The organism is Streptomyces sp. WMMB 714, from assembly GCF_900090125.1.
Classification (GTDB): Bacteria; Actinomycetota; Actinomycetes; order Streptomycetales; family Streptomycetaceae; genus Streptomyces; species Streptomyces daqingensis.
Map to the genome: position 1 here is coordinate 78,426 of NZ_FMHJ01000001.1, position 24,932 is coordinate 103,357.

General features: G+C 68.1%; 20 protein-coding genes. 5 read left to right on the forward strand and 15 right to left on the reverse strand.

What is annotated here, in order from left to right:
- Positions 1-547: 547 nt before the first annotated feature.
- Positions 548-1,570 carry an alpha/beta hydrolase gene (locus tag H181DRAFT_RS00175; protein ID WP_078895381.1) on the forward strand — a complete coding sequence of 341 codons (1,023 nt, stop codon included), beginning with the start codon at positions 548-550 and terminating at the stop codon, positions 1,568-1,570.
- Positions 1,571-1,802: 232 nt separating this feature from the next.
- Here H181DRAFT_RS00175 and H181DRAFT_RS00180 read toward each other — a convergent pair whose 3' ends face one another.
- The 13 genes from H181DRAFT_RS00180 to H181DRAFT_RS00240 form a co-directional block, all read right to left on the reverse strand.
- Positions 1,803-3,500 carry a fatty acyl-AMP ligase gene (locus H181DRAFT_RS00180; protein ID WP_052708376.1) on the reverse strand — a complete coding sequence of 566 codons (1,698 nt, stop codon included), beginning with the start codon at positions 3,498-3,500 and terminating at the stop codon, positions 1,803-1,805.
- Positions 3,497-6,223: an aminotransferase class III-fold pyridoxal phosphate-dependent enzyme gene (locus tag H181DRAFT_RS00185; protein WP_045862098.1), complete on the reverse strand. Its 2,727-nt coding sequence runs from the start codon at positions 6,221-6,223 to the stop codon at positions 3,497-3,499. The genes H181DRAFT_RS00180 and H181DRAFT_RS00185 overlap by 4 nt, the downstream gene beginning before the upstream one ends.
- A complete protein-coding gene (locus tag H181DRAFT_RS00190) occupies positions 6,220-6,480 on the reverse strand; it encodes an acyl carrier protein (RefSeq protein WP_045862099.1) in 261 nt (86 codons plus the stop codon). The genes H181DRAFT_RS00185 and H181DRAFT_RS00190 overlap by 4 nt, the downstream gene beginning before the upstream one ends.
- A gap of 73 nt (positions 6,481-6,553) precedes the next feature.
- Positions 6,554-7,129, reverse strand: a complete 576-nt coding sequence (locus tag H181DRAFT_RS00195) for a 4'-phosphopantetheinyl transferase family protein (protein WP_074467648.1) — start codon at positions 7,127-7,129, stop codon at positions 6,554-6,556.
- Positions 7,126-7,380 (reverse strand): phosphopantetheine-binding protein, encoded by a 255-nt coding sequence (locus tag H181DRAFT_RS00200; protein ID WP_045862100.1) that lies wholly within the window; start codon positions 7,378-7,380, stop codon positions 7,126-7,128. The genes H181DRAFT_RS00195 and H181DRAFT_RS00200 overlap by 4 nt, the downstream gene beginning before the upstream one ends.
- A complete protein-coding gene (locus tag H181DRAFT_RS00205) occupies positions 7,373-8,236 on the reverse strand; it encodes an alpha/beta fold hydrolase (protein WP_045862101.1) in 864 nt (287 codons plus the stop codon). Before H181DRAFT_RS00205 ends, H181DRAFT_RS00200 begins: the two co-directional genes overlap by 8 nt.
- 14 nt (positions 8,237-8,250) lie before the next feature.
- Positions 8,251-9,231 (reverse strand): NAD(P)H-dependent flavin oxidoreductase, encoded by a 981-nt coding sequence (locus tag H181DRAFT_RS00210; protein WP_045862102.1) that lies wholly within the window; start codon positions 9,229-9,231, stop codon positions 8,251-8,253.
- Positions 9,231-10,061, reverse strand: a complete 831-nt coding sequence (locus H181DRAFT_RS00215; RefSeq protein WP_045862103.1) for an aminoacyl--tRNA ligase-related protein — start codon at positions 10,059-10,061, stop codon at positions 9,231-9,233. The genes H181DRAFT_RS00210 and H181DRAFT_RS00215 overlap by 1 nt, the downstream gene beginning before the upstream one ends.
- Positions 10,058-10,303, reverse strand: coding sequence for an acetylxylan esterase (locus H181DRAFT_RS00220; protein WP_045862104.1), 246 nt, complete (start codon positions 10,301-10,303; stop codon positions 10,058-10,060). Before H181DRAFT_RS00220 ends, H181DRAFT_RS00215 begins: the two co-directional genes overlap by 4 nt.
- On the reverse strand, positions 10,300-11,154 hold the full coding sequence (locus H181DRAFT_RS00225; protein ID WP_254666648.1) for a diiron oxygenase: 855 nt from the start codon (positions 11,152-11,154) through the stop codon (positions 10,300-10,302). Before H181DRAFT_RS00225 ends, H181DRAFT_RS00220 begins: the two co-directional genes overlap by 4 nt.
- Positions 11,155-11,219: 65 nt before the next feature.
- Entirely contained in the window at positions 11,220-12,041 is an 822-nt protein-coding gene (locus H181DRAFT_RS00230; protein WP_139131646.1) for a hypothetical protein, read from the reverse strand.
- 927 nt (positions 12,042-12,968) lie between these two features.
- Positions 12,969-13,574, reverse strand: coding sequence for a response regulator transcription factor (locus H181DRAFT_RS00235; protein WP_045862107.1), 606 nt, complete (start codon positions 13,572-13,574; stop codon positions 12,969-12,971).
- Positions 13,575-14,001: 427 nt separating this feature from the next.
- Entirely contained in the window at positions 14,002-15,294 is a 1,293-nt protein-coding gene (locus tag H181DRAFT_RS00240) for an MFS transporter (protein ID WP_052708378.1), read from the reverse strand.
- A gap of 711 nt (positions 15,295-16,005) precedes the next feature.
- Here H181DRAFT_RS00240 and H181DRAFT_RS00245 point away from each other — a divergent pair.
- Positions 16,006-17,070, forward strand: a complete 1,065-nt coding sequence (locus tag H181DRAFT_RS00245) for a hypothetical protein (RefSeq protein ID WP_045862108.1) — start codon at positions 16,006-16,008, stop codon at positions 17,068-17,070.
- Positions 17,071-17,257: 187 nt separating this feature from the next.
- Here the strand turns inward: H181DRAFT_RS00245 and H181DRAFT_RS00250 are convergent, their stop codons facing one another.
- Complete coding sequence (locus tag H181DRAFT_RS00250; protein ID WP_045862109.1) at positions 17,258-17,854, reverse strand: TetR/AcrR family transcriptional regulator; 597 nt, start codon at positions 17,852-17,854, stop codon at positions 17,258-17,260.
- Positions 17,855-17,936: 82 nt separating this feature from the next.
- Here H181DRAFT_RS00250 and H181DRAFT_RS00255 point away from each other — a divergent pair, with 82 nt between their 5' ends.
- Positions 17,937-18,977, forward strand: coding sequence for an NAD(P)-dependent alcohol dehydrogenase (locus H181DRAFT_RS00255; RefSeq protein ID WP_045862110.1), 1,041 nt, complete (start codon positions 17,937-17,939; stop codon positions 18,975-18,977).
- 138 nt (positions 18,978-19,115) lie between these two features.
- Positions 19,116-20,798 (forward strand): protein kinase domain-containing protein, encoded by a 1,683-nt coding sequence (locus H181DRAFT_RS00260; RefSeq protein WP_045862486.1) that lies wholly within the window; start codon positions 19,116-19,118, stop codon positions 20,796-20,798.
- Positions 20,799-20,923: 125 nt separating this feature from the next.
- Here H181DRAFT_RS00260 and H181DRAFT_RS00265 read toward each other — a convergent pair whose 3' ends face one another.
- On the reverse strand, positions 20,924-21,223 hold the full coding sequence (locus H181DRAFT_RS00265; protein ID WP_045862111.1) for a hypothetical protein: 300 nt from the start codon (positions 21,221-21,223) through the stop codon (positions 20,924-20,926).
- Positions 21,224-21,647: 424 nt separating this feature from the next.
- Here H181DRAFT_RS00265 and H181DRAFT_RS00270 point away from each other — a divergent pair, with 424 nt between their 5' ends.
- Positions 21,648-24,878: an NACHT domain-containing protein gene (locus tag H181DRAFT_RS00270; protein ID WP_045862112.1), complete on the forward strand. Its 3,231-nt coding sequence runs from the start codon at positions 21,648-21,650 to the stop codon at positions 24,876-24,878.
- The last annotated feature ends 54 nt before the right edge of the window (positions 24,879-24,932 follow it).

Sequence of the window (24,932 nt, forward strand, 5' to 3'; positions counted from 1 at the left end):
TATCTGTTGTGCCGTCTCAGGTGCACGTCCACCTGCGTCAGGCTCCTGGGCAAGTTCACCGGCGGTGCCGGACCAGCACGACGTCGGTGTTTTCGTGCAGAACGGTTCTGAGTGACGTGGTGCCGCCTGCCGATTACGGCAGCAGCGTCGCACTCCCGGAGGTGCTGTAGTCGTGCGAACCCACGCCTCCCTCCCGACCCGGCTGCCCGCACCGACGTGAACTCCGGACCCGTTTCCCGAACGCCGAAAACTGCGCACAGCGTTTACCAGCGACAAGTTTTCCGTTAGGTTACCGGCGTCGACCAGAACGCGGCAACATGCGTCTCACACCGCCATATGTGAGTTCCTCACAATATGCAGTAAGCGGAAGCATCCATACCGTGCGGAACTCAGTGATGATGAAGCACGCAACAACGTGGCAGGTCGAGTACATTGTCGTCGGCGGGGAGAAGCCGAACAACACCTTCCCCGGCCCCCCAAAAGAATCGACGGCATCCATGTGTGCTTGCCGTATTCATACACCGGACCGTCCGAGGAGTGGCTTGGTATGCCATTAGACCGCATATTCCGTAGTCTGATCGCCTGGCAAAGCGCCGACGGCCCTCCGGTTCCCGCCCGTGCACTGACCGCCGAGCAGGTGCGCGAGAGGTATCTGGCGAATTCGGTGCGTCCCGACGGACAGGGCGGCTCTCCTCTCGACAGCGTCAGCGCGGAGGACCACACGGTCCAAGGCGCGGACGGGGCCGTTGTGCCGTGCCGGGTCTACTCCCCCGCCGGCACGGACCGGGGCCGGGTGATGACGTTTCTGCACGGGGGAGGCTGGGTGGCCGGGGACCTCGACAGTCACGACAGGGCCTGCCGTCTGGTGGCGGAGTCGCTGGGCTCGGTGGTCGTCTCGGTCGGCTACCGGCGGGCGCCGGAGTTCCCCTATCCGGCAGCGCTGGTCGACGCGTTCGCCGCGGCGCGCTGGACGAGCCGGTCCTTCCCCGGCCGCGCCCATGTGATCGGTGGCGACAGCGCCGGCGCGAGCCTGGCATTGGGAGTGGCCATGGAGGCACGCGAGGCCGGTGGTCCCGAGTTCGCCGCCCAACTCCTCCTGTACCCGCCGGCGGATCCGTCACTGCTGTTCGCCGCGAGCAGTGAGTACGCCGAGGGGTATCTGCTGTCGGTCGACGACATGGCCTGGTTCTACGACCTGTACGTGCCCGACGAGCGACGACGCCGTGACCCGGCCGTCGATCTGCTCCATGCGGACCTGCGGAACCTGCCGCCCGCCGTGGTCGGCACCGCGGAGTTCGACCCGCTCCGCGACGAAGGAGTGGAGTTGGCCGACAAGCTGGCTGTCTGCGAGGTCGACGTCCGTCATGTGCCGGGGCCGGGCCTGGTACACGGCTACTTCCTCATGCACGAACTGGTGCCGGCGGCAGCCAAGCGTGCGCAGCGGGTACTTCAGGAGCTGGACGCCGTGCTCGGTCCGGTGTGCGAAGCGGAGCCGGAGGCCGCAGCGGAGCAACCCGCAGGCAAGAGCGGGGCCGAGGCGGCGGCTGCCGCCCGCGGAACGTCCTGCTGACCGAGGGCGCCGAGAGCGGGAGGGACTGGCCGCCCCGTACCTTGGGAGGCAGGCAGGGCCGGGGCCGGCGCCCTGGGATCAGCTCCAGAGCGCCGGCAGTCCGCCGGTCCTGCCTGGCCCGGCGGACTCACCGCGTATTAGCCCGGGGGCACGGGCGGGCGCCCCCGTCGAGCCCGAGGTCCGTCCGGCCAGACAGCCCGACGGACTGCCGCAGGGCTGCGGACTTCCCGGCTCACTTGTCTGCGTCGGCCGCCGGTTCGACGAACAGCTCCCGTGCCTTGGAGCGCTGCAGCTTCCCACTGGTCGTCTTCGGAATGCTCCGCCGGGGGACCAGGTGGACCTGCGCAGGGGTCACGCCGGTGCGCGAGCTGACAGCACCGCGGATCGCCAGGCGCAGGGCTTCCCTCTCCTCACCCTCGACCTCCGTCTCGGCGATCACGTGGAGGTCCTCGGAGTCGCTGTCGGCGGCACGGTGTCCTACCGCGATCACGGCCCCCAGGCGGACACCGGGCACGGTCTCGGCGGCCTGCTCGAAATCGGAGGGGAAGTAGTTGGAACCGCGGATGATCACCAGATCCTTGGCCCTGCCGGTGATGCGCAGACTGCCGTCCCGCAAGTAGCCGATGTCGCCCGTCTTCCACCAGCCCCCCTCGTCGAGCGAGGCAGCGGTCTCCTGGGGGAGTTCGAAGTACCCGACCGTGCGCGAGGGGCTGCGGAACTGGAGGTGGCCGATGTGGTCCTCGCCCAGCGGGTGGCCGTCGCCGTCCACGACGCGGATCTCCGTACCGTCGATCGGCGGGCCGCAGTCGACCACGTGCAGGGCGTCGGCGCTCTCCGGGTCGACATCGGTGACCTGGCCGTGAGCGACGGCGGCCCGCCTGTCGATGGAGTCGAAGCTCATGGCGTCTTCCGGCTTGCCGGTGGTGATCACCAGTGAGGCTTCAGCCATGCCGTAACCGGGGGTGAAGGCGTTGCGGGGCAGGCCCCGGTCGACGAAGCGCTCGACGAAGCGCCGGACGGTCTCGGGCTGGATCGGTTCCGCGCCGCACAGCGCGGCCCGCCAGCTGGAGAGGTCCACTCCCTCCAGAGCCTCGTCACGCACTCGTGAAGTGACATACCCGTAGCCGAAGTTCGGCGCTGCCCCGAGGGTGCCGCGGTAGGTGCTGATGTGCCGCAGCCACTCCACCGGTTCGCGCAGGAACCGGGAAGGGGGCATGAGCACCGCGTCCGAACCCGCGTAGACGGGGCACATGAGTCCGGTGATCAGGCCCATGTCGTGGTAGAGCGGTATCCAGCTGACGTTCGTGTCCGTACGTGTCCAGTCGACCGCCGTCGTGAACTGCTCGCAGTTGGCCGCCAGATTGGCGTGGGAGATCATGACGCCCTTGGGCGTGCCCGTCGACCCGGACGTGCACTGGATCAGCGCCAGATCGTCGCCGCTGGGCCGCCGCACCGGGTGCGCGGGGGCGTCTTCGGCGGTGGCGCGGACGTAGAGCTCCCCGCCGTCGAGCAAGGCAGCGCCGTCCAGATCGGGCAGTGCCTCGATCACCGTGGCCGTCGTGACCACCGCGGCCGGCCGCAGATAGCTCACGATGTCCTTCATCTGCCCTTCGGCACCCGCCGCTCCCCCGAACCGCAGCGGGACAGCCACAGCCGTCGGCACGGCTCCCAGCAGTTGCGCGCCGAAGAAGGCGGTGACGAACTCCGGTCCGGTCGGCAGACACAGCACCACCCTGTCGCCATGGCCGACACCGTGCTCCGCGAGAGCGGCGGCGCACCGCGCCGCCCGGGACAGGAGCACGTCGTGGCGCAGTGCCTCCTCCTTGCCCGGTTCCGGGATCAGCGTGATCGACGCCCCGTCAGGGCCGCGTTCGGCCTGTGCCACTAAGGCATGCACGACGCTGGGGAATTGCGGACGCAGTCCGGTCATCGGTACTCCTTAAGGGGGCTGCTGAGCTGGTCCTCGATCCACGGCTCTACGGAGACGTCGTCATGGACGATGCGAGCGGGGTGGAACCCGTGCCGGATCGCCAGGTCCCGGGATGCCAGCGCACCGGTCAGGGACAGCCCTCCGTAGGAGGGGCTGGGCGTCTTCGGCTCCAGGCCGAGCAGCGTTGCCTCGGCCATGCAGGAATAGACGATCCCCGGCGGCAGCGTTATCCCCGGGTAGTGGGGCGTCTGCAGATCCGGGAGCTGGATACGGCCGCCCGAGACGAGCGTGACGTTGGGCATGCCGGCCACGTCCGGGTGCACATCGCCGGGAACGGCGAGGTCGCAGATCAGCACCTCGCGGTCTCGGGCCAGATGGCCGGGCGCGATCACGGGGTCGGCCGAATTGGTGGCGCTGACCACGATCGGACAGTCCCGTAGCGCGTCGAGGTCCTCGGCGATGGAGATCTTCGTCTGGTCGGCGAGCCGGTCGGCCAGCCGCTTGAGTCGCCGCGCCGAGCCGGGCCTGCCGACCAGCACGATCGAATCGCAGTGCGGGGCGATGAGTTCGGCCATCACGGCGCCGATGTTGCCGATTCCGCCGACGAGGCCGACGCGGCGTTCGCCCGTGCCGGACTCGGCGAGTTTCGTCAGCAGCAGGTCGTACGCACAGGCCGCTGTCAGTGAGTTGCCGGAGGTCACCTTGACGTCGTCCTCCACCACGTCCCGCGCGGCGCTGGTGACGATCGAGGTGTGTCCCCCCAGGCCGATGACGCCGGCACCCAGCGAGACGCTGAACTCCACCGCGTCCAGTACCGTCCGGCGCAGCCACGCCCCGTGACCGGCCTGGAGAGCGGAGACGGCCTGAGCAGCGGTGAAGGGGACGGCCACCATGATGACTTCGGCCGTCTCCCCCGTCGCCGAGGTGATGCGGTTCCGCGCGACCTCGAAGGGGTCGGCCTCTCCCCACATGCGGTCGAACACCGCCGCACACTGCCCGTCCGACCATTCGGCGAGCTCCGGCGCCAACGACCGCAGCTTGCCCGGGACATCCATGTTGGCGAGGAACGCGACGCGTGACACGTCTGTCTCCGTGCCGCCGCCGGCCGCCACACGGTCACGCCGGGGCGAGGGAACGTGCTGTCTGGGCTGCCACGCTCCGTCCGCCGGCACGGTCAGATGCTCGAGCAGCGTCGCGTACTCACCGCGGGAGAACAGGCCCGCGATCTCGTCGAACGCGGTGGCGACGCGGTCCACGTCCGCAGGCTCGAGCAGCGCCGACGGCTGGATGCGGACGGTCGTGGGAGCGGAGAGCGTGGGGATGACCCTGATGCCGTGTGTGTGCAGCAGGCGTCCCGCGATCAGGTAGCCGAGGGACTCGGAGTCGAAGAGCTCTCGCAGGAGACCCGATGCGGGCCGGGGCAGGGCGAACTCCACGCCCAGGAGCAGTCCGCGGCCCCGTACCGCCACCACCGCGTCCGGCCAGCGTGCCGCCACCTCGTCCAGCCGGTCACGCAGCAGTGTGCCCGTCTCGGTGATCCGGTCCAGGTACTCGCAGGCGAGGTCCAGCGAGGCCGTGGCGATGCGTGAGGAGAACTCGTCGTCGGCGAAGGTGGAGGTGTGATGGCGGCCGAACTCCGGCACGTACCGGTCCTCGCGGACCAGGAGCGCCGAGATCTTGGCCAGGCCGCCGCCGAGCGATTTGGAGAACAGGTAGTAGTCGGCCGCCACACCGGAGTTCTCCGAGGCGAGGAAGGTGCCGGTACGCCCCATGCCGCACTGGATCTCGTCGAAGACCAGCGCCGCGTCGTGCAGATCGGCCAGTTCCCGCAGGGCGGCCAGCGTCTCGGCCGGGACCTCGTGGACTCCGGCCTCTCCCTGGACAGGTTCGACGAAGCACGCGGCGACGGGCGAGAGGTGGCGCACCGTCGAGTGCGGTACCCCGGCGGAGTCGACGGTGACCGAAGGCACTTCGACGCGCTGGGAGTCGAGAGCGGTCACGACCGCCTGGGGCGTCCAGTCGCTCAGCCGCTGGTGCCGCGGCCCGGGCACGTGCAGGTCCGCCGGCACGTTGGTGCCGTGGGTGAGGGTGCCGGCGCCGGTCGACTTGCCGTGGAAGGCGTTCACCAGCGAGACGAAGACCGGGTCCTGTCCGCGCAGTTCGACGATCCGTTCGAGAGCCTGGGTCAGCAGCTCCTCGCAAGGGCGGCCGGCCGCGGGACCGCTCGCACAGGGGATGTCCGCCATCCCGTCCCGCCGTACGCGCCGCAGTTGGACCTCGTGCTCTTCCTGCAGCGCTCCGAGGCGGCGCCTGTGCTCGACGGTCGCGTGCTTCACCGCGGCTTCCACGGCCTCCGCGCCGGTGTTGCCGAGCGTGGTCACGTAGCGGGCACCGGTGCTCGCCCCGACGAGCGAGGACAGCCTCTCGGCCAGCTCGGCCGCTCCCGGGCGGATGCTGGCCTGGGCGTTGAAGGGGGTCTCCTCCTCCAGGCACTGCCGCGCTACCTCCAGCAGCGCCGGGTGGTTGTGGCCGAACAGCGACGCGCCGGCGCCGCCGACCAGGTCCAGCACGTCCCGGGTCGTCCCGCCGTTCCCGGCGCTCGGCGTCTCCTGTGTGAGGTGGTCGCCCCGGCCGGCCCGGTACGTCACATCCAGGTGGAGGGCGCGGAAGAGCCGGGCGAACTCGGGCCTGGTGTAGCGCGCGAAAGCGGACTTGGCGTTCATGCGTCACCGTCTCCCTGCCCGGCATGCACCGTCAGAGACGCGGTGATCTGCTCCACCACGTCACGCAGCGTCTGCATCGACGCCGCCTGGTCATCAGAAATGTGCACGTCGAAAGCCGACTCGAGCTCGATGACCGCTTCGATGGAGCGGACGGAATCCAGGCCGTAGTCAACCAGCGGAGCGTCCGGGTTGAGTTCGGGTACCTGCAGCTGGCGGCGGAACAGTTCATCGACGACTCCGAGAATCTCTCGGTTCATGCCTTCTTCCTTCCTCCCTGCGGTGCACTCTTCCTCTGTTCCTGCGCGAGCCCGAAAGGTGAGGCGAACGAGCTCATCGCCGTATGGCTACGGCGAACGAGAGGCCTGTCCGCGGGCTGACCCACACCGCCACCGATTCGCCGCGGTAGGACGCGGTCAGCCGCTCACCGCAGGGGGCAAGCCCGAGCCGCCAGAACGGAAAGGCGCCCAGTGCGCCGAAGCCGCTCAGGGCTTTGAAAGCGGCCTCCTTGGAGGCGAACAACTCACGCGGGGTGTACTCGCCGACCGGAGGGAGCAACGTCCGCCGCTCCTCCTCGCTGAGGACGAAAGCGGTTACCCGAGGACTGATGTCTGCGTCCTCGATGTCGATACCGACTGCTGCGGCGCCGGGGACGACCACCGCGGCCGCCACGCGTGCGGTGTGAGAGATCGAACCGGCGAACCCCGGCGGGAAGCGGGGGCGGCCGTCGGCTTCACGCGGTACGTGCCGGACGCCGGACCCGGCTGATGCCAGAGCCGCGGCCGCCGCACAGCGGCCCGCAGCGGTCTGCTGGGCCGGCCCGTAGGGCGGCGGCACCCGGCAGCAGCCGAGCGGCGTCTTCGGCGGGATGCCCGCGGGAAGCCGCAGCCCGGCCACCGTCTCCTTCACCCGCGCAGCGCCACGACATGTCCGGCCAGCGAATCGATCGACCGCAACACCTCGGGTTCGACATCGTCCTCCCATTCGAAACCGAACGTCTCCTCCATCGCGACCAGCAGACTGACCAGTCCGGTGGAGGACACTCCGGCCTCCCGAAGCGACATCGTGTCCGGCACGCCCTCGAACCGCCGGTTGCCGCCGAACAGCTCCGCGAGAAGTTCGCGGATGCGCTGCCTGACGGCGGCGATTCCTTCAGACATCCGCTTCGACTTCCTCCACGAACTTCCGCACGATCGCCTGGAAGCCGTCCGGATCGTCGAGGAACGGCACATGCCCGGCGTTCGGCATGATCTCGCAACGGCCCTTCGGGAACAGTGCTGCCACGTCGTGGCCGCGCGAGGGGCTCAGAAGGATGTCGTCGTCGCCGAGGACTATCAGCGACGGCGCCTGGACGCGGGACAGCAACTCGGGGCTGGTGTCGCCCTGCTGCGCCAGGCGCAGACCGCCCGCGAGCTCCTCGGGGGTGTTCATCGCGGTGAAGGCTTCCCGCAGCCCCAGGAATCCGGGGGTGCCGCCCTCCTCGTTCATCTCCCCGCTGATGACCTCGGGATAGATCTGGTTGTACAAGGTCGCGAGCCCGTGGGTCTCCAGCGTCAGCAGCCACGAGCGGTTGAGCTGGCGGTGGCGCCGCATGCCCCGCAGGCCCATCACCGGTCCGGCCAGGATCAGTCCCTTGACGCGGTCCGGGTACTCCAGCGCCACGTCCCTGGCGAGCTGCGTGGAGGCCGAGGTGCCGATCAGGTAGGTGGACTCGATCTGCAGCGCGTCGAGCAGCCCGATCACATCGGCGGCATGCTCGGCCCAGGTCGGCTCCTCCTCCAGGTGCGTGGACGCGCCGTGGTTGCACAAGTCGTACGTCACGACGCGGTAGTTCTGGACGAGTTCCCCGGTGTACTCCCGCCAGAACGGGCTGGTGAGGAAGAAGTTGTTGAGGCACGTGATGGCGGTGCCCTCGCCGTTGGACTCGTAGTAGAGCTCGACACCCTCCCGGGTGGGGATCCGGGGTGTGTCGCGGTAGGACAGGTCCTGTCCCTCTTGTGCTTCACCGTCTGACATTGCTGTTCCTCTCCTCAGCTGTTCTCGACGCTCGGGACCGTGGGAAGGACGTGTGCGAACGCGGCGACGACATCGGCAGCGGAGGTCTCCTCGGAGATGTCGCTGCAGGAAAGGCCGCAGTACATCGCCATTTCCTCGATCCGGCCGGTGGTCGCCTCGGTCGGCACCGCCGCACTGAAGCGCGGCACCAGGTACGGCTTGCCCTCGACCACGGTCCGGCCGATGAACTTCTTGGCCTGCGCCGGGGTTTCGGTGACGGACGTGGCCAGCACACGGTGCCGCCGGCCAGGCCAGCCGATCTCATAGACATCGGTGATCACGGTCTCGCTCCCCTTCCCGCCGGCCACAGCCGACTTGAAGTGGGCGTGCGCACGTGATTCGTGCGCGACCACGAAAGCGGTGCCGAGCAGCACGCCGTCGGCTCCGGCGGCCAGGGCCCGGCGGGCCGCATCGGGCGAGCCGATCCCGCCCGCCGCGACCAGACAGGTCCCCGGCAACCGTGCACGCAGCACGCCGACAAGCTCGTCACGCGCGGACGTTCCCAGCAGATGGCCGCCCGCTTCTGTACCCTGCGCCACCACCACAGCGCCGTGCCCGGCCACCCGCTCCCCGTCCTCGGGGGTACCGACCTGCACCACCAGGTGCCGGCCCGCGCCCGTGATCCGTTCCAGGACCGCGTCGTCGTCGGGCACGCCGAACAGGGACAGGTACACATGGTCCGGTGTCTCGTCCAGCACCTGCTGCACCTGGCGTCCGAGCAGCTCCGGCCCGACCACTTCCGGGATCAGGTTCACTCCGACAGGCCGGTCCGTACCGGCGGCGAGCCGGCCGAGAATGGCCGACAGCGCCTCGCCCGACAGCTTGTACCCGCCCACGCAGCCTGCCGCGCCGGCGTTGGAGACCGCGCACGCCAACTCCGCGCCCGCCACGCCTCCCATACCGGACTGCAGCAGGCTCACCGGGACGCCGAGCACCTCCGCAACCGAAGCACGCATCAGCGGAGACCTTCGACTGCGCGCAACGCGGCGTCGGCACCGCCGAACCGCTCGGTCAGGGTGTGCACCCACCGCTCCAGGCCGAACGCGAGGCAACTGGTGTGCGCCGTCTCCGACCCCGTACGGATGTCGAACCGTTCACCGAAGAAGTTCCTGTGGTAGTTGACCGAGCCGATCGCCAGTCCGCCGACGACGAACTCCTCCTTGACCGGGAACAGCCGCTGCATGGTCGCCTTCGCGCTCTTCTTGTCGAAGAACGGGTCGGTGGCCACCTCCAGCCGCACGTCAAGGCCGAGTTGGGCGCACAGTTCCTTCACCGTGTCCTTGGCGCGCAGCAGATGGCTCTTCGCCTTCTCCTCGGGTCCGACGCAGACGATCTCCCGCATCGAGAAGCCGAGAAGCCGCTGCAGCCCCTGGTAGTGGTCCTCGTTGCGGAAGCAGGTGCCCACCGTGGAACGCATCGCCCCTTCGGCCGGCAGCTCCGAATGCGCGAGATGCACGTAGAGCGGGTAGCAGGCGGCCGAGGGCAACGCGAACGAGGTCGACTCCATGGCTTCGGCCGGAATCCGGTCGATCGGCCGGGACGCCTCCGCCAGCATCTTGCCCAGACGCTCGGGATCGAGCCGGGTCGCCGCGAGACCCAGATGCGGGAAGTTGTCGTAGTAGTCCAGGCTGTCGAGATCATCGCAGCGCATCAGGAACGGGTACCGGAACTCCGGTGCTTCCCAGTCCTCCGCCCAGCGCAGGAAAAGCGCATCGATCGCCCGCAGGAGCCGCAGCTGGCCGCCGTCGAGGATCTCCAGACCGTTGTCAGTCCCCAGGGTCGTCATGCTGATTCCTTCTTGAAGAAACGCGCTTCCAGTGCGTCGAGTGTGCGGAAGTCGTCCAGATCCACTTCTTCCGGATCGATCATTTCCTGCGTCAACTCCTCCAGCAGGAAGATGAACTCGACGAAAGCCAGCGAATTGATGGCCCGGCTGTCGATCAGATCGAGGTCGCGCGTGATGTGGTCAAGTTCCGGATTCCGGCCGAGGATGAACTTCTCGACCTCCTGCATCGGCTCGCTCGTCATTTGCTCGCCTCCGTCTCCAGACCCGACTTGGCCAAGAACCTCCTGGTCCGCTTCAGGATCTCGTCGTGCGCCTTTATCCGGGCAGGGTGCTCAAGTGCCTGGCGGCGCAGTGCCAACGCGTCCGGAATCCCCGCGTCACGGTAAGCGGCGGGGTTGTACAGGGTGCCGATGCTGTACTGCAGGTACTTCTCCAGGTAATCGGCGACCACCGGCACCTCTGCCGGGTCCCGCCTGGCCACCTGCTCCAGGAGGCTGGTGAAGATCATCCGCCCGAAAGCCACGTGCCGGCTTTCGTCCTGGTGGTGCACTCGGTTGATCTCCCGGGCGATGTGCGGCAGGGACTGGTCGGTCGCCATGCGCGCGTTGTAAAAGTCGACGATCTCCTCGAAGATCAGAATGCGCGCGAACACGATCAACTCGCGGGCCACCGGCGAGAGATGGTCCACCGAACCGGCCTTCAGCGTGGGCTGCGCCGGGTACAGCTTGCCGCCGTAGCGGAGACAGAACTGCGCGAAGAACCACATGTGCTCGTTCTCTTCGCCGATGAAGTGGTGCAGGAACTCCGAGACATCGGCGTAGGTCCGCTCGTGGATACGCATCACGACTTCGCTCATCAGCTCGCGTATGCCGTGGATGTTGAGGCTGAAGAAGTTGATGGCCTCGTACCGGGTGAGCGCGATCTGCTGTTCGCGGCTCAGCTCGTCCCACATCGGCGTTCCGGCCAGCGTCACCAGACTCTCGCTCATCCACGGCAGGTCCGGCTCGATGGCATCGGGCCAGTCGAACATCGTATACGGGTTGTAGTAGCCCGACTCGGCCAGATTCTCCAAGCGATCCAGTTCGAGCACCACGGGCTCGATTCCGCGTACCGCCATTTCAGCTCGTCCTTCCGACGGAATAGTTCAGAAACACCAGTTCACCGTGCAGGTTGAATATCCGCGCGCACCTGGACCGGCGACTGCGAACCACATCCGTGGTAACCGAGCGGCGCGTCACCGGAAGCGGTGGAAAGGATCACCTTGTTGTAGATCGACCCGATGCACAGTTCCTGGAATTCTCCGGTGTTCTTGGCCAGCCGCGCGGCCAGTTGCGCCTTGGCTATGTCGACTGTCTTGACGCGGCCGTCGTCGTCCGTTACCTCGACGCACGCGTGCGGCAGGTCCAGAGCACCGCCGAGGACCCCGCAGAACCAACCTCTTCTTACGTCCGCCTGATATCCGGCGGCACGGAAGCGCTCAGCCAGGAAGAGGCTCGCCGCGATACAGCTCGTGGAACCCATGGAATGCACCAGTTCGTAATCGAACTGCATGGCCACGGGAATCATCTGCCAGCGGTAGCCCGCGTCCAGGTAGTCGCTTACCGTCTTCCGCAGCTCCGCCGATTCCAAGGGGGTGCGCGCTCCGGTCACGGTGACCGTCGCCGCATACTCTGCCGAACCCTGACTGGGCTCGGGAACGGTCACGCCGGCGACGTCACCGCCGAACCGGGAGACGTCCGGCCCCTCGAAATGCCACGGGGCGGCTTCGGGGCACTCCGGGCACTCCAGAGCGACACGAAAGTTCCAGGACTTCGGTTGCAAAAGGCCGTCGACCGGTCGGCCTGCGAACCGGAAAAGCATCCGGAAGGCAAGCTCGGGCTGCGTCCTCGACTTTCCGGAATACATTCCGAGGTTATACAGGTCATTTGCGTCGAAAAAGCGCCCTTCAGGACGGCGCTCGCAGGGCAGACCTGCGTCCACCAGCCTATCTATATCCTCTGGAGAACATGCGAGCATTTCCTGCGCCGTGAACTCCGGATGCGTCCTGTGTGAGTACTCGTCGGGGACGAACTCAATAGACTTTGCTACTTCCGCCCACGGCGTATGCACGACTTCGGTTTGGTGCGGCACAGTCTCTCCCCCGATACTGGACACCCGGGCGCAATTTGCCATGCATCTCAATGCATCTTTCGCCGGGATATCTTGCTACTACCAGCCTTATTCGGCATTATTCCGCGAAGGCAGGGCCGACATTATCAGCCAGGGGGTCACGCTCGACAGGTTTACTTGACATTCTTCTTCGTGAGTTTTTCACGATCGCTTCTGACGAATTAACAGGTGCACTCGGAGGCCCAAGAACACAGAAGGGCGCCGCTCGCGTCGGCACGGCCGGCCGGTCGCCTGCCGGCACCCGCCTTTACCTGTGTGTTCGTCGTGACCGGTACCGGCACCGCTCGATTGCGGGGCCGACTGGGCGGCATCAGTCCGGACGAGCGACAGTAAGAGGGAGAGCAGCCCCCCGGAATGGATGCGTCCCATCACTCACACGAGCCCCTACGATCACATGGACCGCGATGGTCACAGCGCAAGGGGGGTGTCCGAAAACGCTCAGGGCGGCACATCACAGCCGCACATCTCGCCGAAGCCCAGGCCGGGCAGCTCGGCACAGCCGAAACGGTCGTCCGTCACCGAGCCGGTAAGCAACCGCCGGCCTTTCGGAAAGGACCCGCACGAAAAAACGAACGCCGCTGCACCGCGAAAGACTCAGAAATCCATGCCGGCAGGCGAGAAGGCGCGGGTAGTTGACGGGTGGCGCATCGCCGGAGCCAGGAAGAAGTGCACCGCCGCGTCATGTTCGTCAAGACGTACGGCGACATTACTCACCCGCGGTGCGGGGCAGCCTCCGCTTCAGATCCAGTACGCATCCCGCGCGATACGCAGGGCGTCGATGCGGTTACGCGCACCAAGCTTCGCCACCATGGAGGAGATGTAGTTGCGCACAGTTCCTTCGGACAGGCACAACCGCGCCGCGATCTCCCCCACCGTGTCACCGCAGGAAAGCTGCTCGAGTATCGATAATTGCCGGAGCGTGAGCGGGCATCCCTCGTTGACCAGCGCCGCCACCGTCAATTCGGCATCGAAGACCCGCTCACCTTTATGCACAGCGTGAATGGCCTCGAAAAGGCGCTGAGTGGAGTCATTGCGCCGCAGTATTCCGTCGATACCACCGGTGAAGGCTCTGCGGACAACCGGTCGGGGACACTCGGTGGCGAGCAGCAGCGTTCGGCACGCCGGGAGAGTCGCGATCTTCTCGGCGAATTCGATCGTTTCGTTTTCCCGGCCGTCGAAACTGATGACCATGACATCCGGTCGGCGAAGCTCGGCGAATTCGAGAGCAGCGGGTTTGCTTTCCAGCGAACCGACGACCGTGACGTCATCGCACTGCTCTATAAGTGTCGTGAGTGCAAGCCTGGACAAGTGCAGATCGTCGAAAATCGCTACATCGATGCCCACTCGAGTCCTCCAACGATTGAGACCTCAGGACCATAACATACGTGTACGAAAAATCCGTTCTTCCGTGAACACTTGAACACGCCCCAAGGCCGCGGTCAGTTTTGGCTGTTTTGCCTGGATTGCACAGCTCATGGTTCGTGCGCGGTTTCCGTATCGGCGCGGTTTCTCTTTCGCAACTCCGCCGCGGTAGGCGCGCGCCCCGGCAGGGGCTATCCGAATGGGATTGATCGAGAATCAAGGTTTGCGGCTGTGAGCACCGCGAAGTGTGTCATCGTGCGCACTCGACGGCACCCGGAACCCGTCCGAGCAGGCCCGTCCCCCAGTACGGTGCCCCCTCGACGACACCCGGGGGTTGCCCGCACAGAGAAACGAGGCCGGTCGACTGTCGGGGGAACAGTTGACCGGCCTCGCGCCATGGACCGAGGTATTACGGGACCTCGGACTGCCCGGTTTCCGCACTGGGGACCGCGGGAGCCGCGGGGGATTTCCGTGCGGTCTGCCGCACGCCGTGATGGACGTGGGTGAAGACGACCAAGGCCGCCAGCATGATCGTGCCGAAGACGTACGGAACGGGAATGCCCAGTTCATACAGGCCGTTGCCCAGGAGCGGACCGATCATGAAGGTCACAGCGACGGAGGCGTTGAAAAGCCCCGCCACACTCGCCTGCTCCCTCTTCTCCGCAAGAAGCGTCGGCGCGGACATGACTCCCGGCATTCCGAATCCGAGACCGGCCCCGAGAAGAGCGACACCGACGCCGATCAGAAGCCCACTCGCGGACACGGCCACAACGACCATGCCGACGGTCATCAGTACGGAACCCACCCGCATGAAGTGAACGGGCGACCAGTTCAACCGCGGAACCGCCACGACCTGCACGATGACGATCATCGCCGCCCCGGCCAGCGTCACCATGCCGGTCGCGGTGCCGGTCTGCTGCGCGTTCAGATGAAGCCTGTCCTGCAGCAGGAAGCCGGCCGTCATCAGCACGATGGTCATGGCCAGGTACAACCCGAACCCGATCGTCAGGAAGGGCCACAGACGACGGTCGAACGGACTGACCTTGACCGACTCCGAACGCTCCTCGCCCTTCTCCGGCTTGGGCACGCTGATCGCCACCACCACTGCGATGACGACCAGGATCGCCGGAGCCACATACATCGGGGGGAGCAGACCGGCGATGCTCAGCAGTCCGCCGACCGCCGGCCCCACAGCCAGACCCAGGCCCTGTGCCGCGCTGAAGACGGACATCCCCCGCACCCGCTCGGCTTCGCCCGACGTCATGCGCGCCACGTATGACTGCGCCGTGACCGGGGTCGCAGCCCACGCAAGACCGAACAGCACACCACGGGTGACGATGATCAACACGTAGGTCACCGGCTTCGGAAGCACACCGGCCAACCCGCTCTGAGCGACGACCGCGAACGCCAGAAGGCTGACCGTCGCCCCCACCAGCGAAATCAGCAGCACCGTACGGTGCCCCCAGACGGCCGCCCGGCGCCCCCAGAACGTGCCCGCAAGCACCACCCCGGAGGCACCCACGAACATCACGAAACCCAGCGCCAGCTCACTGAAATCGAGTTCACGCGCGAGCGGGGCGAGGATGGGGTTCACCATCTGCTGCCCGGTCATCAAACCGAAGACCGCCAGACAGACCAGCAGAATCGGTCGCCGGTTGACCAGCTTCGGCTGCTCCCCGGCAGCCGTTGAATCGGCGCTCACGCAAGGCTCCGTTCTGCGAACCGCTCACCCGCGGTCCAGCCACCACGAGACGTCCGAGACCCACCACACACACGGCCGCGCTCGGCACGACCGACGGGCAAGCGTCCGGGACCGGAACGAGCGTATAGACCCGGTGCGACTTTGTCTACGCGTACATTAAATAGCTCCCCTCCCCCGCCACAACCGCGTCAACTGCACTGATCGCACCGTGAGTTGAGTCCGGCCGGACCCTGGGCAGCGGGCGCAGTCCAACAGCCGGCCCCGGACGGTGACCAGGACGTCGGACCCGCGCCAGGGAACCAGGGGTGCTTCGCGACGGCCCCGTGAAGTCCGCTCCACCCTGCCCTGCCCGCCCCGGCAGGGCAGTCGAGTAGTGGCGAAGCTGCCCGCTGACGAACCCTCTCGGCGCATCGTCGACGCCGCTCGACGCGTCGGCACCCGTGGCGGTTGCCGACGGCCTCGTTGGTGTACGGACGACCCGGCCCCATCCGATTGGCCGTCAGTTCCCCGCGCCCGGCGGCGGAACGGCCTAGAGATCACCCGGCCCACACCTCGGCGTACTGTGCCTCACTGAGCCCGACCATCGACGTCCGCAGCGCGAATTCCGCTCGGAACAGAGGTGGCGAGTAGCGACGCGTCAACAGGAACTGGGGGGAACGGGTGAGGAATTGGGTGCGACGGCATCGAAAGTGGCTGCGGGTTTCGACGTGCGTGCTGGTCGTGCTGGCCGTCGTCGGGTTCTCGGCTCGGGCGCCGTTGAAGGACCTATGGCTGACACACAAGGCGTGCGGAGGCAAGCTGCCGCATGGCGATGTGCAGACGGTACGGACGGATGCGCGGCTCGGATCGGAGGAGGAGTCCTTCGACGAGGAGCAGGGTCGGTACAGCTGCGTGCTGAGGGACGACGACCGCACGGTCGTGGTCGCCGTGGACGCCTATCTCGCCGGGGTGGACCGAGCTGAGGAGATGTCGCACATCGCCGACTTCTATGCTCCATACGCCGTGCTGCCGGGCGGACTACCCGGGTTCGAGGTGGAATACAGCCTCGTGTATCTCATGCCGGAGTGCCCACGACGCGCCGGGAATGCGTTGGGTGGACATCACAGGCTCCTGGTCAGCACTTGGACGTACTCGGCCAAGAGCCGTGAGGAGAAGTCGGCCATGCTACGGCTCGCTGTGCGGATGACGAATGAGATGACCGAGAAGCTCGACTGCGGTGGCAAGCCGCTCCCCATGCCGAAGCACGGCGCCGTGCCGGACAGGGGCAAGTACGTGACTCGAGCACAAGCGAAAGGCACCGCCTGCAACGCTCTGTCCGTTGCCCGCCCCTGGGAGGCCCCGGAATGGAAGATCCGCATCGCCATTGCTGAAGGCGGGGTGATGGGGCGTTGCACCCTGTACTCGCCACCGGTGGACCCCAAGGACCGTGATCACATCGATCCGCTCGTCGAACTCACCAGCTGGCGCGGCAACTGGGCCGGGAACATGTACGAACTGGGGGCGGAGACGCAGTCGCTTCCGATGGGTGAGCACGCGGCCTGGAAGCCCGCGCTGACCGAGACCCTGGCATGGGCCGTCGCCGAATGCGGCGGCGAGAATGTCGGCTTCGGCGCCCACTGGAGCTACAACTCCCCATACCGAGCGGAGGCGACGTCAGAGACGGAGACCACACGGAAGAGGCAGCGCAAGCGGCTGAGCGCGTACGTTTCCGCGTTCGCGAAGGACCAGGTGCGCCGCGGCAACTGCACGAAGTTGCAGTTGCCGGAAAGCTCGTGAGACGTGCACCCGCGAGCGTCACATAGCCGCAGGCCGACGGCGCGTCGGTATCGGCGCTCTTCCCGGCAAGAATCCGCACCGATCCATCTCCACAGGTGCACGACTGCACCGGAGTTGCTGTCAAGGTGTGAGCACTTGCGGGACTCGGCACTGCGTGATGAGCGCATCGTCCTGGACGACGGCAGAACTAGGAACCGGAGGCCGGCGTCATCGCGCGTCGGACGCACTCGCGGAGCAGGGTCCGGCGCTGCTCGTGCACTTCGGCCGGCTCCTGTGCGGTCGCCGCGTAGACGTTGCTGACCGGTGACCATGCCATCGACATGGCGATCACCATGGCCATCACGTCGAAAGGATCTCCGTCGCGCACCAGACCGGCGGCCTGGGCTTCGGCGATGGCGCGCAGCTTGGGGGTGTCGAGGCGGCCGGATTCCTCGACGAGGTGGCCTGCCGGGCGCCGCTCCAGACGTGCCCAGGTGGCCAGACGGATGAGGTCGGGGCGGCGGAGATACTCGTCGTAGAGGCGCACGGCCCAGTCCGCGAGGTCGACGGCGTCGACAGGGACGACGTCCATGATCCGCTCCAGTGAGCCGAGGAAGATGGTGTCGAAGAGCCCTTCCTTGCTTCCGAAGTAGCCGTAGAGCTGCGCCTTGTTGGTCCGTGCCGCAGTGACGATCCGCTCCACGCGCGCGCCCGCGATCCCGTGCTCGGCGAACTCTTGGGTCGCCGCGTCGAGGATGCGCTGGTACGTCGCGGCTCCGCGCGCGGTCAGGGGCTGATCGGCCATGCGCCGACGTTAGCAGACAGACTGGTTGGTCTATTGTTGGCCTAGAATAGACCAACCAGTCTGTCTGCAATGGGGAGGCCTTATGAGGAGCACCATCGGCTGGCGGGCGGACGGGCCGTCAACTGCACTGCGGAGGGCGCCACTTGAACGGCGCGACCCGCGCCCCGACGACCTCGCGGTCCGCGTCGACTACTGCGGCGTCTGTCACACCGACGTGCACGCCCTCAACGCCCGGACCACCGGGGATCCGCCCTTGGTGCCGGGCCACGAGTTCACGGGCGTGGTGACCGGGACCGGTTCCGCGGTCACCCGCTTCGCCGTCGGCGACCAGGTCGCGGTCGGGAACATCGTCGACTCGTGCGGCGAGTGCGCCATGTGCCGGGCGGGGCAGGAGAACTTCTGTCACGCCTTCCCGACCCTGACCTACGGCGGCGTCGACCGGCACGACGGATCGACGACCCTGGGCGCCTTCTCCCGCGAGTACGTCGTCCGCGACCGCTTCGCCCACCCTCTGCCCGCGGGCCTGGATCCGGCGGCCGCCGCTCCCCTGCTCTGCGCCGGAATCACCGTCTGGGAGCCGTTGCACGCCCTCGGCGTGGGACCGGAGACCCGCGTCGCAGTGGCGGGGCTGGGCGGACTGGGCCATCTCGCCGTCAAGATGGCCGTCGCACTCGGCGCCGAGACCACGGTCCTCAGCCGCTCACCGGACAAGGCCGACGACGCCCGGCGCCTCGGCGCCCACGGCCTCGTCGTCTCAACTGACCCGGAGCAGACGGCCGCCGCCCGCGACCGCTTCGACGTCGTCATCGACACCGTCTCCGCCCCGCACGACCTCAGCCCCTACCTGCGCATGGTCGCCATGGACGGCACCCTCTGCCACCTCGGGCACCTCGGAGCCGTGACCGTGGAGACCATCGATCTGCTCGTGGGACGGAAATCTCTCACGTCCGCGGGCAGCGGCGGCCTCCCCTCGACCGCTTCGATGCTCGACTTCTGCGCACGTCACGCCGTCACCGCCGACATCGAACTGCTGCCCTCGGCGCACGTGAACGAGGCCCTGGACCGCCTGCGGCGCAACGACGTCCGCTACCGCTTCGTTCTCGACATGTCCGACCTGGACTGACCGTTCCACCTCCGTGCCGGCACGAAAGCGTGAAGCTCTCCGCCCGGACCCGACGGACCGTCAGACGGCGTTACGCTGAGGCAGGCGGCCAGGTCCGGGAGCCGGATCAACGCCGCGTGACGCAGGGGGTTTTGTGTGGTGAGGGCCCTGGAGCCGGGGGATCCGCGATCTGTCGGGGACTACCGCTTATCGTGCCGCCTCGGTGCGGGCGGAATGGGCGAGGTGTTCCTCGGGATCTCCCCGGGCGGACGGCGGGTCGCGGTCAAGCTGGTACATGCCGAGCTGGTGCGGCAGCCGGAGTTCCGTTCCCGGTTCCGCCGGGAGGTCCTGGCCAATCGACTGGTGAGCGGTGCGTACACCGCACCGGTGCTGGACGCGGATCCCGACGCGCCCGCTCCCTGGCTGGCGACCAGCTATGTGCCCGGCCCGTCGCTGCGGCAGGCCGTCACCGATCAGGGACCCTTCCCTCCGGCAACGGTGTCCGCCCTCGCGGCGGCGCTGGCCGAAGGCCTGATCTCGATCCACGACGCGGGGCTCGTGCACCGCGACCTCAAGCCCTCCAACGTGCTGCTCGCCGAGGACGGGCCGCGGGTCATCGACTTCGGGATCGCGCGTATCGACGACGCGAGCAGGATCACCAGAACGGGCATGATGATCGGCTCCCCGGGGTTCATGTCCCCCGAGCAGATCAACGGCGCGGACATCACCCCGGCCAGCGATGTCTTCTCCCTCGGCGCGGTCCTCGCCTACGCGGCGACCGGCACCAATCCGTTCGGTGAGGGACCGGCCCATGCGATGGGCTACCGAGCCGTCCACGAGGAACCCGACCTCGAGGCCCTCGGGCCGCCGGCCCTGCGCAGCCTCGTCGCCGACTGCCTGGCCAAGTCCCCCGAACACCGGCCCACTCCTCGGGACGTCCTCTCGCGCACGGGTTACGACGGGGAGCTCACCACCCTCCTCGGCAACGACGCCTGGCAGCCCGCCGCCGACCGCGTCCACAGCTCCGACCGGGCGGTCGCCGAAGCGGAGACGGCCACCAGGAACACCGTCGACCTCCACGAGGCCCCGCCCGAAACCACGCCTGCGGCGCCCCGGGAGCCCAAGCCGCGACGCGGTCTCACCCGACGCACCGCACTGGCCGCCGGCGCCGGAATCGTCACGGCCGCTGCCATACCGACCGGCTTCTACCTCACTCGCGAGGAGGTGCCCGCCCCGATCGCGGCATGGCCTCTCGACACGCGGTCCGAAGCCGCCGACAGCATCGGCGACCGGACTGCGAAGCAGTACCGGATGGGCTGGGGCGAAGGGGCGGACGGGGCGGCGCTGTTCGCCGGCCGGAGCGACGTCGTCGTCCACGAGAAGGTGGTGGACACCGCTCCGGGCAAGGCCTTCAGCGTCTCCGCGTGGGTGTATCTCAACGAGCAGCCCCGAGGCATGGCGACCGCCGTCAGCCAGTCCGCCGGGAACAGCAGCGACTTCTTCCTGCGATACACGCCCGCGGAGGGCCGCTGGGCCTTCGCGGACAGGGAGGGCGGCGCGACATCACGTGATCCGGCCGAACCGAAGAAGTGGACCCACCTCGTCGGCGTGCGCAGGAAGCACGCGCTGCACCTCTACGTCGACGGGGTCGAGCAGCAGTCCCACACGGCGGCGAGCCCGGCGGCACGGGCCCCGGGCGACAAGTTGTTCATCGGGCGGGCGAACGGTGCCGACGGCAGAGCGACCGGCTGGTTTCTCGGCAGCATCCGGGACGTCCGGGTATTCGATGTGGGGCTGTCGCCGGAGCAGATCGAGAGCCTTGCGGAGCCGAAGGCCGAGTGACCGCCTGGCGCCCTCGCTCTCGGGCCCCGGCGGCATTCACAGTTCGCCGCACGGTTTCCCTGTCCCGGCACGCTGCTGGGGGCCGAGCTTCGCGAAGCTCGGCCCCCAGCTACAGCTGACTTCGATCAGACTGCCTCGACGAGTCCGGTGCTGCTGCCGCCGGTGGCGTCGCCGCTGGTGTTGGTGTTGCCCTCGGCGTCGATGCCGCAGTTGTTCTGCTGCGCACGGGAGTCGGCGTCGCCACCGCCACCGGTCAGCGCGAGCAGTGCGGGGAGGTCGACGTCGGCGCCCTCGACGGTGTCGCCGTTCGCCTGGGTGCAGGCCACGACGACCGGGGGCTCGTGGGCGGTCGCGACGCCGGCGCCGAACATGCTGACACTTCCGAGCGTGGCGGCCACGACGGCGGCTTTGTGAAGCTTGCGCATGACTTCTCCAGTTCCTGAGGTGAACACACGATCGAGGCGATCGCGGTGGACATGGGAGTAGCTATGCACGAAAGCGGGAGCTTCAGGCGCCCCAACACGCCGTCAGCCGCTTCATGACCACCGCAAGGACGACTCCGCGACGAAAGGCGACGCCGCACCCCCTGAACGGGTCCTCTGCCGCCGGCCACCGAATCAAGTTCAAGTGGACCCCGGTTGGTCTCGTCGAGGCAGACCGCGAGGGGGCTTCCAGGCATCGCGCAGAGAGTCGGACCACGTGCCTCCCCCTGCTCCGGGACCAGGCGGGCGCGACACGAAGGAGAACGCCTCAACGGGCAGTGTGATTCGGATACTTGGGGTCTCGTGGGCGGCCCGGACGCCGCTAGGCTGAAGCGCGTCCAGCGGGGCGCAAGAAGGGGGAACAGCTGTGGAAGGCGGCACCACGGGGCTTCAGATCGCCGCGAAGACCGTCGTACCGCTGCTGAAGCGGCTCCTGCTGCCCGCGTCCCGCGTGCCGGCCGCGGAGTACGGAGCACGAGCGGTCCCCGTCCGTCGGCTGCTGGCGTTCGTCCGAGAGCACCGTACGCTCACCGAGGACGATCTGCACAAGCTCGCACGGGAGTTGGTTCGGCGTGCGGTGCTCGCAGCGGGGCCGCACGATCCGCCCGTCGTCCCGGAGCAGCGCGACGCCGTCGGGCAGGCCCTGACCCGTACGCTCCACGCGCTCGGGGATCTGGACATGGACGACGTGCAGGCGGTCGCGCTCGGCCCGGAGGCCCTTGCCGCCAAGCTCGCGGAGGCGGCGGGGACGCAGACACGGCGGCTCCTCGGTGACGACGCCGGGCGGTTCCACGACCGGCTGCTGGTCACGGCGTGCGTGCACATTCTCTGCTTCTTCAGCGAACGGCCCGGTTTCGCGGCGCGGGCGGACATGGAAACGCGCCAGGAAGTCCGGGAGATCAACGAGAGGGTCGGCCGCGTGCTGGAGCAGCTCGGCCGTATCTCGCGTGAAGAGGCCGAGGGCGACGCGGAGTTCGAGGCGGACTACGCGGCGTTCGTCGCCCGCCGGCAGAATCGCCTCGCCATTCACGGAGTGGACCTCGATGGCCCGGGTGATGCCAACTGGCCTCTGGAGAGCGCGTATCTCACCCTCGACACCGTCCCGGCCAACGCAGGCCCCGGACCGGTGGGGTCCGACGGCCCCGGGGAGGAGGGCGAGGACGGTGAAGAGCCGGAGGCCGAGCGGGCGGGCAGGCCGCTCGAGGCGGCGTTCGCCGATCACGAGCGTCTGATCCTGCGCGGCGTCGCCGGGACCGGCAAGACGACGCTGGTGCAGTGGCTTGCGTTCATCACCGCGCGGCAGAAGGGTGCGGACGGGGGTGCCCTGCCACCGCAGTTGACCGGCCGCGTCCCCTTCGTCCTGCCGCTGCGCAACCTGACCCGCAGGAACGCCGAGTTGCCCTCCCCCAGGGATTTCCTGGGCTGGGCCGGTGGCGTCATGGACGCCCCTGACGGCTGGGCCCAGCGCGTGATGAAGAGCGGGCGTGCCCTGATGCTGATCGACGGCGTCGACGAGATTCCGCTGGACCTGCGCGACGGCGTGCGCGAGTGGCTGCGCGACCTGCTCGCGTCCTTCCCGGGCAACCTGTGGCTGGTCACGACCCGTCCCGCCGCTCTGGAGAAGGGCTGGCTCGCGGGTGAACTCTTCCGCGAGTACAGGCTCGACGCCATGCGCCCCGCGGACACGCGGCGGTTCGTGGAGCGCTGGCACGTGGCCGCGGGCGCCGACGAGGCTTCCGGCAGGGACCTCACCGATGTGCTGCGCTCCACCCCCGAGTTGAGCAGGCTGGCCACCAACCCCCTGATGTGCGGCCTGATCTGCGCGCTGAACCGGGAACGGCGCGGCGTCCTGCCCCGCGACCGGGTCACCCTGTACGAGGCGGCGCTCGACATGCTGCTGCGACGCCGCGATCCCGAACGCAAGGTCTACACGAAGCTCAACCGGGAGTCGGCCACGGAGCCGCTGAAGTGGCTGGCGCACTGGCTGATCCGCAACGAGCGTACGCAGCTGGACCGTGACGACGCGGCGGAGCTCGTACGCCGGCTGCAGCTGTCCGTGCCGCTGCTGGCGGATCTGGGCTCCGCCGACGAGGCGCTCCAGTTCCTGCTGGAGCGCTCCGGCCTGCTGCGGGAACCCACGGAATCGACGGTCGCCTTCATCCACCGCACCTTCCAGGATTTTCTCGGCGCCAAGGCGCTGCTTGAGGAACGGGACATGGGCATGCTGATTAACAACGCGCACCTGGACGAGTGGGAGGACGTGGTGCAGATGGCGGTCGCCCAAGGTGACCACTCGCAGCGCGCCGACATCCTCAACGGTCTCACCGAGCGCGCTCTGCGCACGCCGGAGCCTTCCGTGCAGGCACGCCTGCAGCTGCTCGCCCTGGCGTCGCTGGAGCTGGCGACCCGACTCGCGCCGGAGGTACGGCAGACCGTCAGGGAGCACGCGTCCAGCATGCTGCCGCCCAAGAGCCTGCGCGAGGCGAGAGCGCTGGCCCGCACGGGGCCGCTGCTGCTCAACCTCTTACCCGATGCGGCGGAGCTGACGGGAGACGAGGAACTCGCCACCGTGCACGCCATCTGCCAGATCGGCGGCGACGCCGCCATCACGCGGCTCAAGGAGTTCCTCGGTACGCGCCAGGCCTCCGTCCGGGCCCAACTCCTGGGCCACTGGGACCGGTTCGACACGGAGACCTACGCCGCGGAGATCATCCGCCCGCTGCTGGAGACGACGCCCGGCGGCGTGGTGACCGTACGGTCGCAGGGCGAACTCGCAGCGCTGAGCCGAATACACGGCCGCGAACGGGTGGGCTGCCACGGCGACTTCGCCCTCGAGGACGTCCTGGCCGCCCTCGACCCGGGCAGCCTGCGGGAGTTGCGACTGCGCGGCACCCACGGGCTCAACGACCGTCTCGGCGAGCTGGAGCGGTTCAGCCGCCTGGAGACGCTCGTGCTGGAGGGCTGCCGCGACCTGACCGACCCCGCGCCCCTCACCCGCCTCCGGAACCTGAAACGGCTGACGCTGCGCAACCTTCCGGGCTTCGAGCCGATGAGCACACTCGAAGAGTGCGTCTCGCTGGAGGAGTTGCAGGTGGGCAGCGACGTACCGTGGCGGGGGCTGAGCGACCTGCCGCGCATCGGGGACCTTCGGGTGCTGGCGCTCCCGCCGGCGGCCTCCGAGCTGGAGGGCATAGAGAGCTTCAGCTCCCTGGAGGAGCTGCATCTGCGGGAGGCGGGCGGACGGCTGCTGCCGGAGATGTGGGGCTCGCTGCTGGGCGGCCTGCCGCGTCTGAGGACGCTCTCGCTCTCCCCCTCGCAGCTCAGCACGCTGCTCTTCGCGGCTCCCCGCGTCGAGATACCGCAGGTGACGCGTCTGGAGGTGCGTGCGCGCGCGGGGGCCCGACTGGACCTGGACACCCTCGCCCTGCGGCTGCCGGGACTGAGGGAGCTTGACGTGTTCCAGGCCGCCGAGATCGATCTGTCCCAACTCGTGAGGCTGCGGGACCTCCAGCACGTACGGCTCGAGTATCCCGGAGTGGTACACGGCAGCGATCTGCTCCCGGAGGAGGTGGACATCGACATCTACCCGCACTCGTGACGACCTCACCCGTACCGTCCTCCACACTGTCACGCGCTGGCCCCACGCGGTGAC

Excerpts from the sequence above, each read along its gene's own strand:
- H181DRAFT_RS00175 (WP_078895381.1), top strand. The coding sequence starts at position 548 with ATGCCATTAGACCGCATATTCCGTAGTCTGATCGCCTGGCAAAGCGCC.
- H181DRAFT_RS00180 (WP_052708376.1), bottom strand. The coding sequence starts at position 3,500 with ATGACCGGACTGCGTCCGCAATTCCCCAGCGTCGTGCATGCCTTAGTG.
- H181DRAFT_RS00185 (WP_045862098.1), bottom strand. The coding sequence starts at position 6,223 with ATGAACGCCAAGTCCGCTTTCGCGCGCTACACCAGGCCCGAGTTCGCC.
- H181DRAFT_RS00190 (WP_045862099.1), bottom strand. The coding sequence starts at position 6,480 with ATGAACCGAGAGATTCTCGGAGTCGTCGATGAACTGTTCCGCCGCCAG.
- H181DRAFT_RS00200 (WP_045862100.1), bottom strand. The coding sequence starts at position 7,380 with ATGTCTGAAGGAATCGCCGCCGTCAGGCAGCGCATCCGCGAACTTCTC.
- H181DRAFT_RS00205 (WP_045862101.1), bottom strand. The coding sequence starts at position 8,236 with ATGTCAGACGGTGAAGCACAAGAGGGACAGGACCTGTCCTACCGCGAC.
- H181DRAFT_RS00210 (WP_045862102.1), bottom strand. The coding sequence starts at position 9,231 with ATGCGTGCTTCGGTTGCGGAGGTGCTCGGCGTCCCGGTGAGCCTGCTG.
- H181DRAFT_RS00215 (WP_045862103.1), bottom strand. The coding sequence starts at position 10,061 with ATGACGACCCTGGGGACTGACAACGGTCTGGAGATCCTCGACGGCGGC.
- H181DRAFT_RS00220 (WP_045862104.1), bottom strand. The coding sequence starts at position 10,303 with ATGACGAGCGAGCCGATGCAGGAGGTCGAGAAGTTCATCCTCGGCCGG.
- H181DRAFT_RS00250 (WP_045862109.1), bottom strand. The coding sequence starts at position 17,854 with ATGGCCGATCAGCCCCTGACCGCGCGCGGAGCCGCGACGTACCAGCGC.
- H181DRAFT_RS00255 (WP_045862110.1), top strand. The coding sequence starts at position 17,937 with ATGAGGAGCACCATCGGCTGGCGGGCGGACGGGCCGTCAACTGCACTG.
- H181DRAFT_RS00265 (WP_045862111.1), bottom strand. The coding sequence starts at position 21,223 with ATGCGCAAGCTTCACAAAGCCGCCGTCGTGGCCGCCACGCTCGGAAGT.